A 14740-nucleotide genomic window follows, 5' to 3' on the forward strand; every position below is an offset into this window, starting at 1 on the left:
GGTCGGCGACATAACCGCTTTGACGCGTTGCAGTAGAATGGCGGATAACCCCTAGAGCCTGATGATGAACGCCGATCTGCATTGCCACTCCACCGTTTCCGACGGCCAACTCGCTCCCGCGGAGGTCGCCGCGCGTGCTCACGCGGGCGGTGTGACGTTGTGGGCGCTCACCGACCACGATCAGCTTGGCGGTCAGCGTGAGGCGCGTGCAGCGGCAGAAGCGCTCGGCATGGGCTATCTCAGCGGGGTGGAGATTTCGGTGACGTGGGCGGGGCGGACGGTGCATATCGTCGGGCTGAACGTGGATGTGGACAATCAGGAGCTGATTGATGGCCTGGCGGAGACGCGCAGCGGCCGCCGGGCTCGAGGTGAAGCAATAGGCGAGGCGCTTGCCGCGGTCGGCATCCCGGACACATACGAAGGCGCGCTGCAGTATGTGAACGATCCCGCCATGATCTCGCGCACGCATTTCGCACGCTATCTGGTGGAGAAGGGCTACGCGCAATCCACCTCGGACGTGTTCTCGAAATATCTCGGCGACGGCAAGCCGGGATATGTCGGCCATCGCTGGTCCAAACTCGCTGACGCCATGAAATGGATCAAGGCGGCGGGCGGCGAGGCGGTGATCGCGCATCCTGGCCGCTACGATTTCTCGCCGGTCGAATTCATCGCTTTCTTCGATGAATTTATTCAGCTCGGCGGCCGCGCCATTGAAGTCGTGACGGGAAGCCACACGCCGGATCAATATCGCGAATATGCGGAAGTAGCGCGTCGATACGGCTTCTACGCGTCGCGCGGTTCGGATTTTCACGCGGCGGGCGAGGGGCGTATCGACCTTGGCCAACTGCCGCCGCTTCCCGCCGATCTCAAGCCCGTGTGGGAGTCCCTGCTCTAAATAGCAGGTGGCCTCTCCGGCTCAGAGTTGGCAGCGTTGGAAAACGCAAAAAACCGCGCACGATCCTTGCATTCATCCACCTCTGTTTGTCGCGCAACTCCACGCATTTGCGGGTATTCTCGCGTGTTCGCATTAGAACCGCCCGGCGCCTTTCATCTGGTATCCAGCTTGAAACCACGGGCGTAATGGTTGGTGTGCTTGATGCGCTTAGTGCGCCTGGCGCGTAAAAACGTAAATCGCTAAACGCATTGGCGCCGGTTTGCAGGTAAATCCGGACAACCCACTTACGTCATCTGGTCATGTCTCAATTCTTTCGAATTCATCCTGACAATCCGCAGCCGCGCCTGATCAACCAGGCGGTGCAGATCATCAACGATGGCGGTATTGTCGCGTTGCCAACCGATTCGAGCTACGCGCTCGCGTGCCACCTCGACGACAAGGATGCCGTTGAACGCATCCGGCGGATTCGCGGACTCGACGAGAAGCAATTGCTCTCGCTGCTGGTACGCGATTTATCGGAATTAGCGAATTTCGCGATTGTCGATAACCGCAACTATCGTCTGATTAAATCGGTTACTCCCGGACCTTACGTGTTTGTCCTGCAGGCGACGAAGGAAGTGCCCCGGCGCCTTTCACACCCGTCGCGCAAGACGATCGGCCTGCGCGTGCCCAATCACGCGATCACGCTGGCGTTGCTCGAAGCGCTGGGGCAGCCGTTGCTCGGCTCGACGCTGATCCTGCCGCCCGACACCCATCCGCTCAACGACGCCGAAGAGATTCGCGAGCGGCTGCAAAAGCAGATCGATCTGGTTATCGACGCCGGCGCGTGCGCCATGGAACCTTCCACCGTGATCGACCTGACCGGCGAAGAGCCCGTACTGGTGCGCCCCGGCCGAGGCAGCCTGGAACCGTTCGGCCTCACCGCCGAAAATCCGCAATGACGCAGCGCACTCACGTGCGCTCACGTACGATTGCACATTGAGGCGACGACATTGCGCTCAGGGAAATCGCCCAAGCGCAATGTCATTCGCCTCGACGCTCGCAACCCCACGGCCCTTGGGCGAACGCAAACCGTCCGCCACCGAGTGGCGCCACAACTGCTTGATACAATAGCGAGCTATGGATTCCTCCCTGATACAAACTATCGCGGTCTACGCGCTCCCCGTGATCTTCGCGATCACGCTGCACGAGGCTGCTCACGGCTACGCGGCCCGCCTGCTGGGCGACAACACGGCTTACGTACTCGGCCGCGTGTCGGTCAACCCGATGCGCCACATCGACCCGATCGGCACCCTCGCCATCCCGCTGATCCTGTATTTCGTCACGAGCGGCGCGTTCATGTTCGGCTACGCGAAGCCCGTCCCGGTTGCATTCGGTAATCTGCGCAACCCGCGCTGGGGCAGTTTGTGGGTCGCAGCCGCCGGACCGGCGAGCAATTTCGTGCAGGCGCTCATCTGGGGCATCTTCGCGGTGCTGCTGGCGTCGTTCAGCGTCAACGAACCGTTTTTTACGCGCATGGCCGCAGCCGGTGTTGGCGTGAACCTGGTGCTCGGTGTGCTCAACCTGTTTCCCTTGCCGCCGCTCGACGGCGGACGCGTGCTGATGGCGCTGCTGCCCGTACGCGCTTCGATCATGCTGTCGCGGCTCGAACCCTACGGTTTTTTCATCGTGATGGCGCTTGTCGTGACCGGCACTCTGACGCGTTTCTGGCTCGGGCCGCTGGTGAGCGCCGGCTATGTCGCGGTGTCGGCCGTCCTGAATCCCCTTGCCTCGCTTTTACAATAAATCCATGTTCCCTGACCGTATCTTCTCCGGCATGCGGCCGACCGGCTCGCTGCATCTAGGCCACTACCACGGCGTGCTCAAGAACTGGGTGCGGCTGCAGTCCGAGTACCCGTGCTTTTTCGCGGTCGTCGACTGGCACGCGCTGACGACCCACTACGAAACGCCCGAAGTCATCGAGAAGAACGTGTGGGAAGTGCTGATCGACTGGCTCGCGTCCGGTATCGATCCGGCGCAAGCCACGCTCTTTATCCAGAGTCGCGTGCCCGAACATGCCGAACTCGCGCTGCTGCTCGGCATGGGCACGCCGCTCGGCTGGCTCGAACGCGTGCCGACCTACAAAGAGCAGATCGAGAAGCTGAAGGAAAAGGACCTGACCACGTACGGCTTCCTCGGTTACCCGGTGCTGATGGCGGCCGACATCCTGCTGTATCGCGCGTCGCTCGTGCCGGTCGGCGAGGATCAGGTGCCGCACGTCGAGATGACCCGAGAGATCGCGCGGCGCTTCAATTACCTGTACGGGCGCGAGGCGGATTTCGAGGAGAAGGCGCTCGACGCCGCGAAGAAACTCGGCGGCAAACGCGCGAAGCTCTATCACGAACTGCGCGTCGCGTATCAGCAGGAAGGCGACGACGAGGCGCTCGAAAAGGCGCGTGCGATGCTGCAGGAATCGCAGAGCCTGTCCATGAACGACCGCGAACGGCTGTTCGGTTATCTGGAAGGCGCGCGCAAGATCATCCTGGTCGAGCCGCAGGTGCTGTTGACCGGAGCGTCGCGGATGCCGGGACTCGATGGCGCCAAGATGTCGAAGTCATATGGCAACACGATCGGCTTGCGTGAAGATGCCGAGACCATCGCGAAGAAAGTGCGCACCATGCCGACCGATCCGGCGCGGGTTCGCCGCACCGATCCCGGCGATCCGGACAAATGCCCGGTGTGGCAGCTGCACCAGGTCTACACCGACGAAACCACGCACAAGTGGGTGCAGACGAACTGCCGCAGCGCGGGAATCGGCTGCCTTGAATGCAAGCAACCGGTGATCGAAGGCATCTTGCGCGAGCAGCAACCCATGCTGGAACGTGCGCAGAAATACATGGACGATCCGTCGCTGTTGCGAGCGATCGTCGCCGACGGCTGCGACAAGGCGCGCAAGTTCGCGGTGGAGACCATGCGCGACGTTCGCGACGCGATGGGCCTTTCCTACAACTGATGATGGCGATGTCCGCTGCACCCACGCTACCCACGCCACCCACCACCGCCAGTGCCTGGATCGAGCAATGGTCGCATCTGGTGGAGCAGGGTGGCGCGGTACTTGATGTTGCGTCGGGCAACGGCCGCCACGCGCGTTATTTCGCGTTGCGCGGGCATCCCGTGCTGGCGCTGGATCGCGATGAAACCGCCTTGGCGAGTCTCGCTGCTGTGCAGCATGTCAGCACGCGTTGCGCCGATCTGGAAAACGCAGGCTGGCCGCTGCGCGAAGATGAAAAATTCGCCGCCGTAGTGGTGACGAACTACCTTCACCGGCCCTTGTTTGCTTATTTATTCGATGCCCTCGCGCCCGGTGGCGTGCTGCTCTACGAGACCTTCGCTGCGGGCAACGAGCGGTTCGGCAAGCCGTCGAATCCGGCCTTCCTGCTCAACCCCGGTGAGTTGCTAGAGGCCGTGCACGGCCGCTTGCGGGTCATCGCTTATCAGGATGGTTTTATCAACGCGCCGCGTGCATCCTGCGTGCAGCGCATCTGCGCCGCCGCCCCGGCGCGGCCCACCCCAACGGGTCTTACGGAACGTAACAATGGGTCAGATCCCGATCGTTACGTACTGCAGGGCTAATCCGCTACAATCGCGGTTTACCGATCAATTTCATAGCGTTTCATGACAAACGGAACACACGGCGGCGTCCAGATCCGCGGCAGCATTCCTGCCATCGTCACCCCGATGCACGAGGACGGTAGTCTCGATCTGCCGGCGTTTCGAAAACTGATCGACTGGCATGTGGCAGAGGGCTCGAACGGCCTCGTCGTGGTGGGCACCAGCGGCGAATCGGCCACGCTTTCAGTAGATGAACACATCCTGATGGTGAAAACCGCCGTCGAGCACACGGCCAAGCGCTTTCCGATCATCGCCGGCGCGGGCGGCAACTCCACGTCCGAAGCGGTCGAGCTGGCCAAGGCGGCCAAAGAGGTCGGCGCGGACGCCACGCTGCAAGTGGTTCCTTATTACAACAAGCCGACGCAAGAAGGCATGTACCAGCACTTCCGCAAGATTGCGGAATCCGTCGACCTGCCCGTCATCCTGTATAACGTTCCGGGCCGGACCGTCGCCGACATGAACCATGACACCGTGCTGCGCCTCGCTGAGGTGCCGGGCATCGTGGGCGTGAAGGAAGCGACGGGTAACATCGACCGTGCGGCCAACCTGATCAAGTACGCGCCGGCGCATTTCGCGATCTACAGCGGCGACGATCCGACCGCCATCGCGTTGATGCTGCTCGGCGGCCACGGCAATATTTCGGTGACCGCGAACGTCGCGCCGCGCGCGATGAGCGAACTCTGCCGCGCGGCGCTCGCCGGCGACGCGATCACTGCGCGCAAGATTCACCTGGGCTTGCTGTCGCTGCACAAGCAGATGTTCTGCGAGTCGAATCCGATCCCCGCGAAATGGGCGCTTGCTGCGCTCGGGCGCATGGAAAGCGGGATTCGCCTGCCGCTGACGCCGCTCGACGAGCGCTATCACGGCGTCGTGCGCGACGCGTTACGCGAAACAGGACTTCTGGCCTGACGGCCGGCGGCGGGGCGCATCTGAAAACGTGCGTGCCGCCGTAGTGCAGTGGTTTCGGCCGTAATACCATTCGGCCAGCCAGCGAGTGTCATCAACCCGTCGTTCATCGACCCGTTCCCGGCTTAGCTTCCAGGCAACGCGCATTCAGCATCACGAAGGACCTCATGAAACGTTCCGCCTTATTCAATCACGCTCGCACCCTGAGCGTGCTGTCGCTTGGAATCGGCACGCTGATCTCGCTTGCCGGCTGTGATACGTTGAACGACTGGCTCGCGCCGGATCGGGTGAATTACAAGGGTGCTGAAACGGCGCCTACACTGACCGTGCCATCGGATCTGAGCACCGCCGACATCAGCCAGCGCTACGCCGCACCGCCCAAGCTGAATTCTCTTGGCGGCGCTGCACCCCGTTCGCTTACGCCCGCGGGTAATGCAACCGTCGGTTTGCCGACGCCGCAAGACCCGTTCGGCATGCACGTGGAGCGAGACGGCGATCGCCGCTGGCTGGTGGTCGATGGCCGGTCGCCCGACCAGCTCTGGCCACAGTTGCAAGAGTTCTGGCAAGAGAATGGTTTCACGCTCAAGACCGATGCTGCAGCTACCGGGATCATGACGACTGACTGGGCTGAAAATCGCGCGAACATTCCGGACGACTGGTTCAGGAAGAGCATTGGCAAGCTGGTCGACTTTGCGTATTCATCGGGTACGCGCGATCAGTTCCGTACGCTGGTCGAGCGCGGTTCGAACGCCTCCACCGACATCTCCATCACGCACAGCGCGATGGAAGAAGTGCTGACGGGTCAGGACAAGACCTCGTCGAAATGGGTCGAGCGGCCGCGTAACCCGGCACTTGAAGCCGCGTTCCTCGCGAAGCTGATGGAGAAGTTCGGCCTGACCGACGCGCAAGCCAAGCAATTGTTGACCGATGCCCATCCGGCGACCGCGACGGCCACGATCGACCAGTCGGGTGGCTCGTCCACGCTCGATCTTTCCGAGCCGTTCGACAGCGCCTGGTTGCGCGTGGGACTTGCACTCGACCGGACCAACTTCACCGTCGACAACCAGGATCGCGCGAAGGGTTTGTATTACGTGCGTTTCTCCGACTCGATGCAAGAGTTGAAGAAGGAGGGTCTGCTCGGCAAGCTCTTTGCGGGCGGCACGCCGAAGCCTACGCGCGAGTTCATGGTGAACGTGCGTCCGAAGGCTGACACGGTGACGCAGATCGCCGTGGTCGACGCCAATGGTCAGGTCGATACATCGAGCGACGCGCAACGAATCGTCGCGTTGCTGCACGCGCAGTTGAACTAGGTTTTCACGTATGCGTTTTGCCAGTCTCGGCAGCGGCAGCGAAGGCAATGCGTTGCTCGTCGAGTCGGTAAGCGGCACGACGACCACCCGCGTGCTGCTGGATTGCGGTTTCTCCGCGAAGGAAGTCGAGCGGCGCCTGGCGCGGCTCGACGTTCGCGCAGACGAGATCGACGCCATTCTTATCACCCACGAGCACACGGATCACATAGGCGGCGCGCTGACATTGGCGCGCAAATGGTCGATTCCGTTGCACATGAGCTGGGGTACCGCACGTGCAGTGGGTGCCGACGAAGCCCCGGTCGATCTGCATGTGCTCTGGGGCGACGAGAGCGTGGTAGTGGGGGATCTGGAGGTGCTCCCTTATACCGTGCCCCACGACGCGCGCGAACCGCTCCAATATGTGTTCTCTGACGGCGTAAGCCGTTTGGGCATCCTGACGGATGTAGGTGTTGCGACAACTCACATCACGAGTGTGCTGAGCGGTTGCGATGCTTTGGTGCTCGAATCAAATCACGATGTCGGGATGCTCGCGTCGAGCCGCTATCCGGCTTCGCTCAAGGCGCGCATTGGTGGCATGCATGGACATCTTAACAACGACGCTGCAGCAGGGATTCTTGCCGCGCTCGACCGATCGAAGCTGCGCCATCTGGTGGCCGCGCATCTGAGTCAGCAGAACAACTTGCCTGAGCTTGCCCAAGCGGCGCTCGCCGCGGTCCTGGGCGGTACCGCGGCCGATGTCATGGTCGCGACCCAAGCCGATGGTTTCGACTGGTTGTCCTTATGAAATCGGGCAGCGTTTCGCTTTAAGCCCCGCATAAAGCGTATCCAGCGTGTATTGACACACAATGAACAGACGTAAAAAAAACCGGCCCTAGAGCCGGTTTTTTCATAAGCCTCCCAGAATGACGTCTCTGCGAGGCTTACTTGCGGAGGCCTCGTTTTCAGCTAGATGATTTACTTAAAAGAGCTGGAAACGGGGGCCCCTGACTATGTGCTTACTGGCTTGCGCCCGAAGCAGGAGCAGCTGCAGAAGCTGCTGCGTCCACTGCCGATGCAGCAGCAGTCGTTGCGTCGCTTGCAGCGGCCGTAGCACTCGAAGCTGCAGCCGCAGCGTCCGAAGCAGCAGCAGCCGGTGCCGAAGCAGCCGAGGTATCGCTAGCAGCGCCCGGAGCAGCCGTATCGCTAGACTTGTTGCATGCAGCAAGAGCAACAGCAGCCAACAGGGATGCTACGAGGAGAGATTTCTTCATGATCACGTCCTTTTATGGTTAAAGGTAAGCAACAGCGCAAAGTACCGGTAATGTGTGCTCCAACACCGACCCGGGCCGTTGTGGACTCACATTATGTATGGTTGTGAGACTTCCTACGGCTTGGGCGGAAATTATATGCACTTTCGTATCGACCGTCGATAAATGCGGGGCCAATACGTTGTCTTTCTCATACATTTCAACCCGCGGAACAGCAAGACTGGCTAAACATTAGGCGTTTGCGTCGACTTGTATCCAGCCCGCACAATACCACTCGTGCAGTAGCACTGTCATTGACGAATCGCCTGAGAGTGTTACAAAGCGTTTCCCCTCCAAATACCGTTTGTCGGCAAGTTCAGGCAGCCATTTTTTGGCCTTTCCCGACAATAAATCCTGTTCGCCATTCAGAAAATAAGCGTGCTTGTCATAAAGCAGCACAGTCTTTTTATCGAGCTTCAAACCTGATTGTTTCGCGCGTTCGATAAACCTGCTCTCATTCAAAGGGCGCCGCGGCGGATCGAATACGACATTCGGCTTCGGTTCGCTTAGGTACGTGCCGAGAAACGATGCGACGTCCCTCTCATTCCATGCAATGTTTGCAAGGATCGAGCCAACCCGTTCGACCAGCAGCGGCGGCAACAACGCCGGGTGGCTGACCGCCGGCTGGTCCGGGTCCCTGTAGCGTCGGACACCCTTCGCGCTGGCGTCACGGGCGTCGTCCAGGCGCTCCGCAAGGTGGTATAGAAACTGGCCTGACAGTTCGCTTGCAGAGGGCGCCCGGAAGCCGATCGAGGCGGTCATGCATTCGCCTTCGGCCACGCCTTCGTGAGCGATGTGAGGCGGCAAATAAAGCATGTCGCCCGGTTCCAGCAGCCATTCCTCGTCTGCTTCGAAGTGCTGTAAAACTTTCAACGGCAACCCCTCTTTTAGCGAGAGATCGCGTTGTGCGCCAAAGCGCCAGCGCCGCTTGCCGTGGACCTGCAGCAGGAAGACATCGTAGGAATCGAAGTGCGCGCCCACACCGCCGCCGTCGGTGGCGTACGAAATCATGAGGTCGTCGAGGCGGGCATCGGGGATGAAACGGAAGCGGTCCAGCAGCGCCCGGGCGCGGTCGTCGTGCAGGTTTGCCCCTTGCACGAGTAATGTCCAGTCACGCTTTTTTACGGATGGCAATTCATCGGGCGCAAAAGGGCCATGCTCCATTGCCCAGGACTTGCGAAAATGCGTAATCAGGCGCGATTCGACGTCTTCGCTATCGGCGAGTTCGAACAGCTCGTCGCGCGATAACGGCGCCTGAATGTCAGGAATCGCCTGACGGATCAGCAGCGGCTTTTTCTGCCAGTACCGGCGCATGAATTGCGCAGGCGCGAGGTTGCCAAGCAGGGTTGCAGGTTCGTCGGGAAGCGGCACCGCGAAAGGACTTGAGGGAACGTTAGGGGACCGCGCTGGCATCGTATAATTGAGGCTTGTATCTTGGAGAATCCAATGAAAATCGCAAAAGACACCGTCGTATCAGTCGCCTATAAGCTGTCTGACGCTCATGGCAATCTGATCGAGGAAAGCGACGAGCCGATGGTCTATCTGCACGGCGGCTATGATGGCACGTTCCCCAAGATCGAGGAAGCACTCGACGGTCAGGAAGCGGGCTATCAGACCCAGTTGCAGCTTGAACCACAAGATGCGTTCGGCGAGTACGATCCTGATCTCGTGAAAGTCGAGGCACGCGGCCGCTTTCCGGAACCGCTCGAAGTCGGCATGCAGTTCGAAGGCACGCCCGAGGACGGCGAGGACGAACTCGATTCGCTGATCTACACGGTCACCGACGTAGCGGAAGACAAAGTCGTGCTCGACGGCAATCACCCGCTCGCGGGCATGGCGCTGCGCTTCGCGCTGAACGTGCAGGAAGTCCGCGAAGCCACCGAGGACGAGAAGGAACATCAGCACGCGCATGGCCTCGACGGCCTGGAAGTCCTCGACGAGGACGACGAAGAGCCCGGCAAGGACGCGGGTCCGACCTTGCATTGAGGTGGGTGCAGGAGAGGTTTGTGCCTGAGACGAGGCAAGCACTGTCAACTACCCCGCCCTGAAGGGCGGAGCTTGCAGAACATCGCAAGTTCGGGTTGACCAGACTAAGCGCTCCGGATGCCTTAATCCGGACTTCATTGCCGAGTAGAGCGGGCGCTACGTTGTGCATAGGTTCAAGACCCACCCTGGGATGCTTTCTCAGTCCCCGGCTCTGGAAGTCCCGGTTGCAGACAAGCGACAGGGTAAGTACGAAACGGATCGGGACGAAATGCCGGTGCACAACATTGTCGAGGGGAGCGAGTCGCAAGACCCTGATGGGTGGAAAGCCCGTCACCTATTTAACGAGACGGAGTTAAAACCGTCTCCTTACCTCCCCGGCCTGAAGTCCGGGGTTTCACGGAGACCCTGATGAAACAAGGCGCAGGGAGGTTGCTGCGCCTTGTTTTATTTTGCGTGACGATCACGCGTAAACGGGTTTATTGACCCGCGCCTGTGCCCGACGCGCTGCTCCCCGGACTCGATGGCAAAGGCAGGATCGGCGGCAGATTCGCAGGCGAGTTCGAGTTCAGTATGGGCGGCGCTGAAGACGCGCTATTCGACGCGGGTGTACCACTGCCTGGTTGAGACACCGGGGGGTGTTGCGTCGGTTGTGCTGGCTTGACCGGCTGCATCTGCTGGAAAAAAGATGAAGGCCCTGAAGTGTCGTCTTCAATGCCGGGGATCGACGAAGAAGGCGACGACGTGGGCGCGGGCACGGCCGGTGCCGACGCCGGTCCAGGTGTAGCCGGCCGCACGACCACGTCACGCACGTGAACCCGAAAGGGCGGCCGCCATGCAAAGTCGGACTCTACTTCCAGCCATTGCGATTGCGGTTTCTTCAAGCCTATCGCGATGCGCGTCAGATTGGCCACGACCGCGCCCTTGTCGTTGCGCAGCGGCTGATCGATGCGAAATCCCCGGGGTATCGGCGTATCCGACTGGTGAATCACGATCACGGGTCCGCGAAACAGTTCGGCGGCTTTGACGAGACTGCGCTTGAGTTCGAGAAAACCATCGCGCGACGTTTCGCCGCGAGAAAAGCGCAGCCATGCGAAACGATCGCGACGCTCGTAGCGCGCGAAGTCGGGGTCGCCCTGAAGGATCACCACAACCGCGCGCATGTCCGAGCGTCGTGCGGTTTCGACTGCATGTTCCAGCCAGAATGCATTGGCGATGGAGCGGTCCTCGAACTCGCCGTTGCGTCCGCCCGCGCTCAGATAGTGATTGTTCGGCGCGGGCGCGTTCAAGCCAATGAACGCAACGCCGTTTGATTGCCATCGGACGTTTTCGCGGAACGGGCGAAAACGCGCGACATCGCTTTCGCGGATGACGCTCATGGGTGTCTGGCCGAGCGAATTCGAGTCGCCGAAGAACAACTGGCGGATGAAGTCCAACCGCTCGACCGGATCGTAATTGCCCGCTTGGGCCAGACCGCAAGACGCCCAGTCGTTGCCGCCGGGCAGCAGGGCGACGGGTTTGCGCGAGGTATCGAAGATCTGTTCGCGTGTGTTGTAGAGCGAATCCCGGCACGGCTCCGTTTCGCCCTTGAGGTTGCCATCGTAGACGATGAACGACGTGTTCCGTTCACGTCCGATGGCGTCGAGCATCTGCTGAAGCGATGTTTCGCCTGCGGGGTTATCGAGCACGTTTGAAGCGATTGCGAATGTCAGTGACGGCGCTTCGGCTTGCGCATGCCGCCCTCCGCCGAGCAGCAAGAGGGCGCTTAAACAGACAAAAGCGCAGACAAAAGCGAAACGGCCGCGCACCATGCGGCGCACACGCGGCCAGTGAGCGGCAGAATTCGCCTTAACGCGATGCATCCGGAGCGTTCGACGCCAGCTCATGTAGTTCGTAGAGCAGATCGAGTGCGTCGCGTGGGCGCAATTCGTTCGGATCGATTGCACGCAGCCGGTCGAGTGCGGGATGCGGTTGCGTTTCGGCCGGTTCATCGCGCTCGTCAGCGTCAGCAATCTCAACGGCCGGTGCCGCGAACAGGTCGAATTGCGGCGACGGCTGGCCGATCGACTGCTGCTCCAGATGCGCCAGATGTTTCCTTGCGGCCTTGATGACGGCCGGCGGAACGCCTGCCAGTTGTGCCACCTGCAAGCCGTAGCTCTGGTTCGCAGGACCTTCGTTCACCGCGTGCAGGAACACGATGCCGTGATCGTGCTCGACCGCCGACAAATGCACGTTCGCGGCCTGGGCGAACTCAGCCGGCAACTGCGTCAGCTCGAAATAATGCGTCGCGAACAACGTGTGGCAGCCGTTATGCGACAGCAGATGCCGTGCAATTGCCCACGCGAGCGCGAGGCCGTCGAAGGTGGACGTACCGCGGCCGATCTCGTCCATCAGCACGAGACTCGACGGGGTTGCATCGTTGAGAATGGCCGCCGCTTCGGTCATCTCGACCATGAACGTGGAGCGGCCGCCGGCGAGGTCGTCGGCCGCGCCGATGCGCGTAAAGATCCGGTCGATCGGACCAAAACGCGCGCGTTTCGCGGGCACGTAACTACCCACATAAGCCAGCAACGCGATCAACGCGGTCTGCCGCATGAACGTCGACTTACCGCCCATGTTCGGTCCGGTGATCAGCAACAACTTGCGCTCGGTATTCAGGCAACAGTCGTTGGCGATGAACTGCTCGACCTGCGCTTCGACTACCGGATGCCGCCCCTGCTCGATATCGATGCCCGCGTCGCTCGCGAATTCCGGTGCGATCCAGTCGAGCGCGAGCGCCCGTTCTGCGAACGCGCCGAGCAGGTCGAGTTCAGCGAGAGCCGCCGCCACGCGCTGGCAATCGCCGATGTGCGGCAGCAGCGTTTGCAGCAACGCGTCATAGAGCATGCGCTCGCGGGCAAGCGCCCGGTCCTGCGCCGACAGCGCCTTGTCCTCGAAGGTTTTCAACTCCGGCGTGATGTAACGCTCGGCGTTTTTCAGCGTCTGGCGACGGCGGTAATCGTCGGGAACCTTGTCCGTCTGGCCGCGCGTAACCTCGATATAAAAACCATGCACCTTGTTGTACTCGACCCGCAGATTCGCGATGCCCGTTCGCGTGCGCTCACGCGTTTCCAGATCGATCAGGAACTGGTCGCAGTTCTCGGAGATGTCGCGAAGCTCGTCGAGATCGGCGTCATAACCACGCGCGATCACACCGCCATCGCGAATCAGCGCCGCGGGCTCGGGCGCGATTGCGCGGCTCAGCAACGTGAGGCATTCGGGCGGCGGCTCGAGCGAAATATCGATACGTTCAAGCGATGCCGAGTTCATCTTCACGGCGGCGAGCCGTTCACGCAGCTGGGGTAATGCAGCGAAGGTGTCGCGCAAGCTGGAGAGATCGCGTGGCCGTGCCGACAGCAGCGCAAGCCGCCCCGTAATCCGTTCGATATCCGAAATCTGCCGCAACGCGGCGCGCAAGCCGTCGAGACTCGCGCTTGCGGGGGCGTCGAGCAACGCGCCGATAGCACGCTGCCGGCTTTGCGCGATAGTGAAGTCGCGTGGCGGATGATGCAGCCAGTGACGCAGCAAGCGGCTGCCCATGGTCGTGCAGCATGTGTCCAGCAGCGAGCACAGCGTGGGTGATTCCGTGCCGCGCAAGGTCTCGGTCAGTTCGAGATTGCGCCGCGTGGCCGGGTCGAGGCCGATGTACTCGGACTCGTACTCCACCTTCAGGCTGCGCACGTGCCGCAGTTGCTGGCCCTGGGTCGCGGCCGCATACAGCAGCAGCGCGCCCGCGGCGCCGCACGCGCAGGTCAGCGAATGCGCGCCGAAGCCGTCGAGGCCTGCAACGTCGAGTTGCTCGCACAGCCGTTGCGTACCCGAATCGATATCGAAATGCCAGGCAGGCGCGCGGGTTGTCGCCCCGATGTTCTGCACTTCGAACGGCGCATTAGTCGCGGAAAACGAGTCGGCAATCAGCGTTTCAGCCGGACGAATGCGCTCGAGCGCCGCGCTCAACTGATCGGGCGCTACTTCGGCAAGACGCAACGCGCCGCTCGCCAGATTCAACCACGCCAGACCGACGCTCGTGACCACACCGCGACGATTGTGCGCCGGGCAGAGAGCGAGCAGGTAGACGTCGTTTTTGTCGGAGAGAAGTGCCGCGTCGGTCAGCGTACCGGGTGTGACTACGCGCACGACCTTGCGCTCGACCGGTCCCTTCGATGTCGCGGGATCGCCGATTTGCTCGCAAATAGCGACCGATTCCCCGAGCTTCACCAGCTTCGCCAGGTATTGCTCGCACGAATGATGGGGGATGCCGGCCATCTTGATCGGATTGCCGCCCGACGCCCCGCGTTGCGTGAGCGTCAGGTCGAGCAGGCGCGAGGCTTTGACGGCGTCGTCGAAGAACAGCTCGTAGAAGTCGCCCATTCGATAAAACACGAGCGTGCCAGGGTGCTCCTGTTTGATGCGCAGGTACTGCTGCATCATGGGCGTGTGATGCGACAGATCGACGACGGCGCCAGGTTCCTGCGCGGCGGGGCTCAAGTCTTGAGCGGTAGACGAAACGGAGATATGCGTACCCATCTTGCGTGCGTGAATTTGGGAAAGTCCTAAGGGCACGAGTGTACCGCGTCGGCTCGTCGCGGGAACGCTGGTCGAACGGCTAACGCGGGGCCGGACGCATCAGCAAAGGCTCACCAAAAGCTCAAGAAAGCAAAACGCCGGAC

Annotated in this window: 13 protein-coding genes; 9 read left to right on the forward strand and 4 right to left on the reverse strand. The window is 61.3% G+C overall.

Translation table 11 applies throughout. The annotated features are described in order from the left end of the window. The first annotated feature begins 64 nt into the window (after positions 1 to 64). The 8 genes from M0D69_RS12555 to M0D69_RS12590 all read left to right on the forward strand — a co-directional run bounded on the left by M0D69_RS12555 (position 65) and on the right by M0D69_RS12590 (position 7546). Positions 65 to 895 carry a 3',5'-nucleoside bisphosphate phosphatase gene (locus M0D69_RS12555; protein ID WP_301782390.1) on the forward strand — a complete coding sequence of 277 codons (831 nt, stop codon included), beginning with the start codon at positions 65 to 67 and terminating at the stop codon, positions 893 to 895. A gap of 299 nt (positions 896 to 1194) precedes the next feature. Next, positions 1195 to 1836 carry an L-threonylcarbamoyladenylate synthase gene (locus M0D69_RS12560; RefSeq protein WP_301782331.1) on the forward strand — a complete coding sequence of 214 codons (642 nt, stop codon included), beginning with the start codon at positions 1195 to 1197 and terminating at the stop codon, positions 1834 to 1836. A 178-nt stretch (positions 1837 to 2014) separates the two neighbouring features. Next, on the forward strand, positions 2015 to 2680 hold the full coding sequence (locus M0D69_RS12565) for a site-2 protease family protein (protein WP_301782332.1): 666 nt from the start codon (positions 2015 to 2017) through the stop codon (positions 2678 to 2680). Between the two features lie 4 nt (positions 2681 to 2684). Beyond that, positions 2685 to 3887, forward strand: coding sequence for a tryptophan--tRNA ligase (locus M0D69_RS12570; RefSeq protein ID WP_301782333.1), 1203 nt, complete (start codon positions 2685 to 2687; stop codon positions 3885 to 3887). An 8-nt stretch (positions 3888 to 3895) separates the two neighbouring features. Then, positions 3896 to 4507 (forward strand): bifunctional 2-polyprenyl-6-hydroxyphenol methylase/3-demethylubiquinol 3-O-methyltransferase UbiG, encoded by a 612-nt coding sequence (locus M0D69_RS12575; protein WP_301782334.1) that lies wholly within the window; start codon positions 3896 to 3898, stop codon positions 4505 to 4507. A 42-nt stretch (positions 4508 to 4549) separates the two neighbouring features. Next, complete coding sequence (gene dapA, locus M0D69_RS12580) at positions 4550 to 5455, forward strand: 4-hydroxy-tetrahydrodipicolinate synthase (protein WP_047896492.1); 906 nt, start codon at positions 4550 to 4552, stop codon at positions 5453 to 5455. Positions 5456 to 5619: 164 nt separating this feature from the next. Then, the gene (bamC, locus tag M0D69_RS12585) at positions 5620 to 6762 is read left to right on the forward strand and encodes an outer membrane protein assembly factor BamC (protein WP_301782335.1); all 1143 of its coding nucleotides are present in this window, start codon (positions 5620 to 5622) and stop codon (positions 6760 to 6762) included. Between the two features lie 10 nt (positions 6763 to 6772). Further along, positions 6773 to 7546: an MBL fold metallo-hydrolase gene (locus M0D69_RS12590; protein ID WP_301782336.1), complete on the forward strand. Its 774-nt coding sequence runs from the start codon at positions 6773 to 6775 to the stop codon at positions 7544 to 7546. Between the two features lie 211 nt (positions 7547 to 7757). On the opposite strand, the gene M0D69_RS12595 is transcribed toward M0D69_RS12590, so the two are convergent. Both M0D69_RS12595 and M0D69_RS12600 read right to left on the reverse strand, forming a co-directional pair. Further along, complete coding sequence (locus tag M0D69_RS12595) at positions 7758 to 8012, reverse strand: hypothetical protein (RefSeq protein WP_301782337.1); 255 nt, start codon at positions 8010 to 8012, stop codon at positions 7758 to 7760. Positions 8013 to 8240: 228 nt separating this feature from the next. Then, complete coding sequence (locus M0D69_RS12600; RefSeq protein ID WP_301782391.1) at positions 8241 to 9362, reverse strand: cupin domain-containing protein; 1122 nt, start codon at positions 9360 to 9362, stop codon at positions 8241 to 8243. A gap of 132 nt (positions 9363 to 9494) precedes the next feature. Here M0D69_RS12600 and M0D69_RS12605 point away from each other — a divergent pair, with 132 nt between their 5' ends. Beyond that, the gene (locus tag M0D69_RS12605) at positions 9495 to 10034 is read left to right on the forward strand and encodes a peptidylprolyl isomerase (protein WP_031363930.1); all 540 of its coding nucleotides are present in this window, start codon (positions 9495 to 9497) and stop codon (positions 10032 to 10034) included. Between the two features lie 476 nt (positions 10035 to 10510). Here the strand turns inward: M0D69_RS12605 and M0D69_RS12610 are convergent, their stop codons facing one another. Further along, positions 10511 to 11893, reverse strand: coding sequence for a hypothetical protein (locus tag M0D69_RS12610; protein ID WP_301782338.1), 1383 nt, complete (start codon positions 11891 to 11893; stop codon positions 10511 to 10513). Beyond that, on the reverse strand, positions 11880 to 14501 hold the full coding sequence (gene mutS, locus M0D69_RS12615) for a DNA mismatch repair protein MutS (protein ID WP_301782392.1): 2622 nt from the start codon (positions 14499 to 14501) through the stop codon (positions 11880 to 11882). Before mutS ends, M0D69_RS12610 begins: the two co-directional genes overlap by 14 nt. Positions 14502 to 14740: the final 239 nt, after the last annotated feature.

It is taken from the genome of Caballeronia sp. SEWSISQ10-4 2, assembly GCF_030464885.1.
Taxonomy (GTDB): Bacteria; Pseudomonadota; Gammaproteobacteria; order Burkholderiales; family Burkholderiaceae; genus Caballeronia.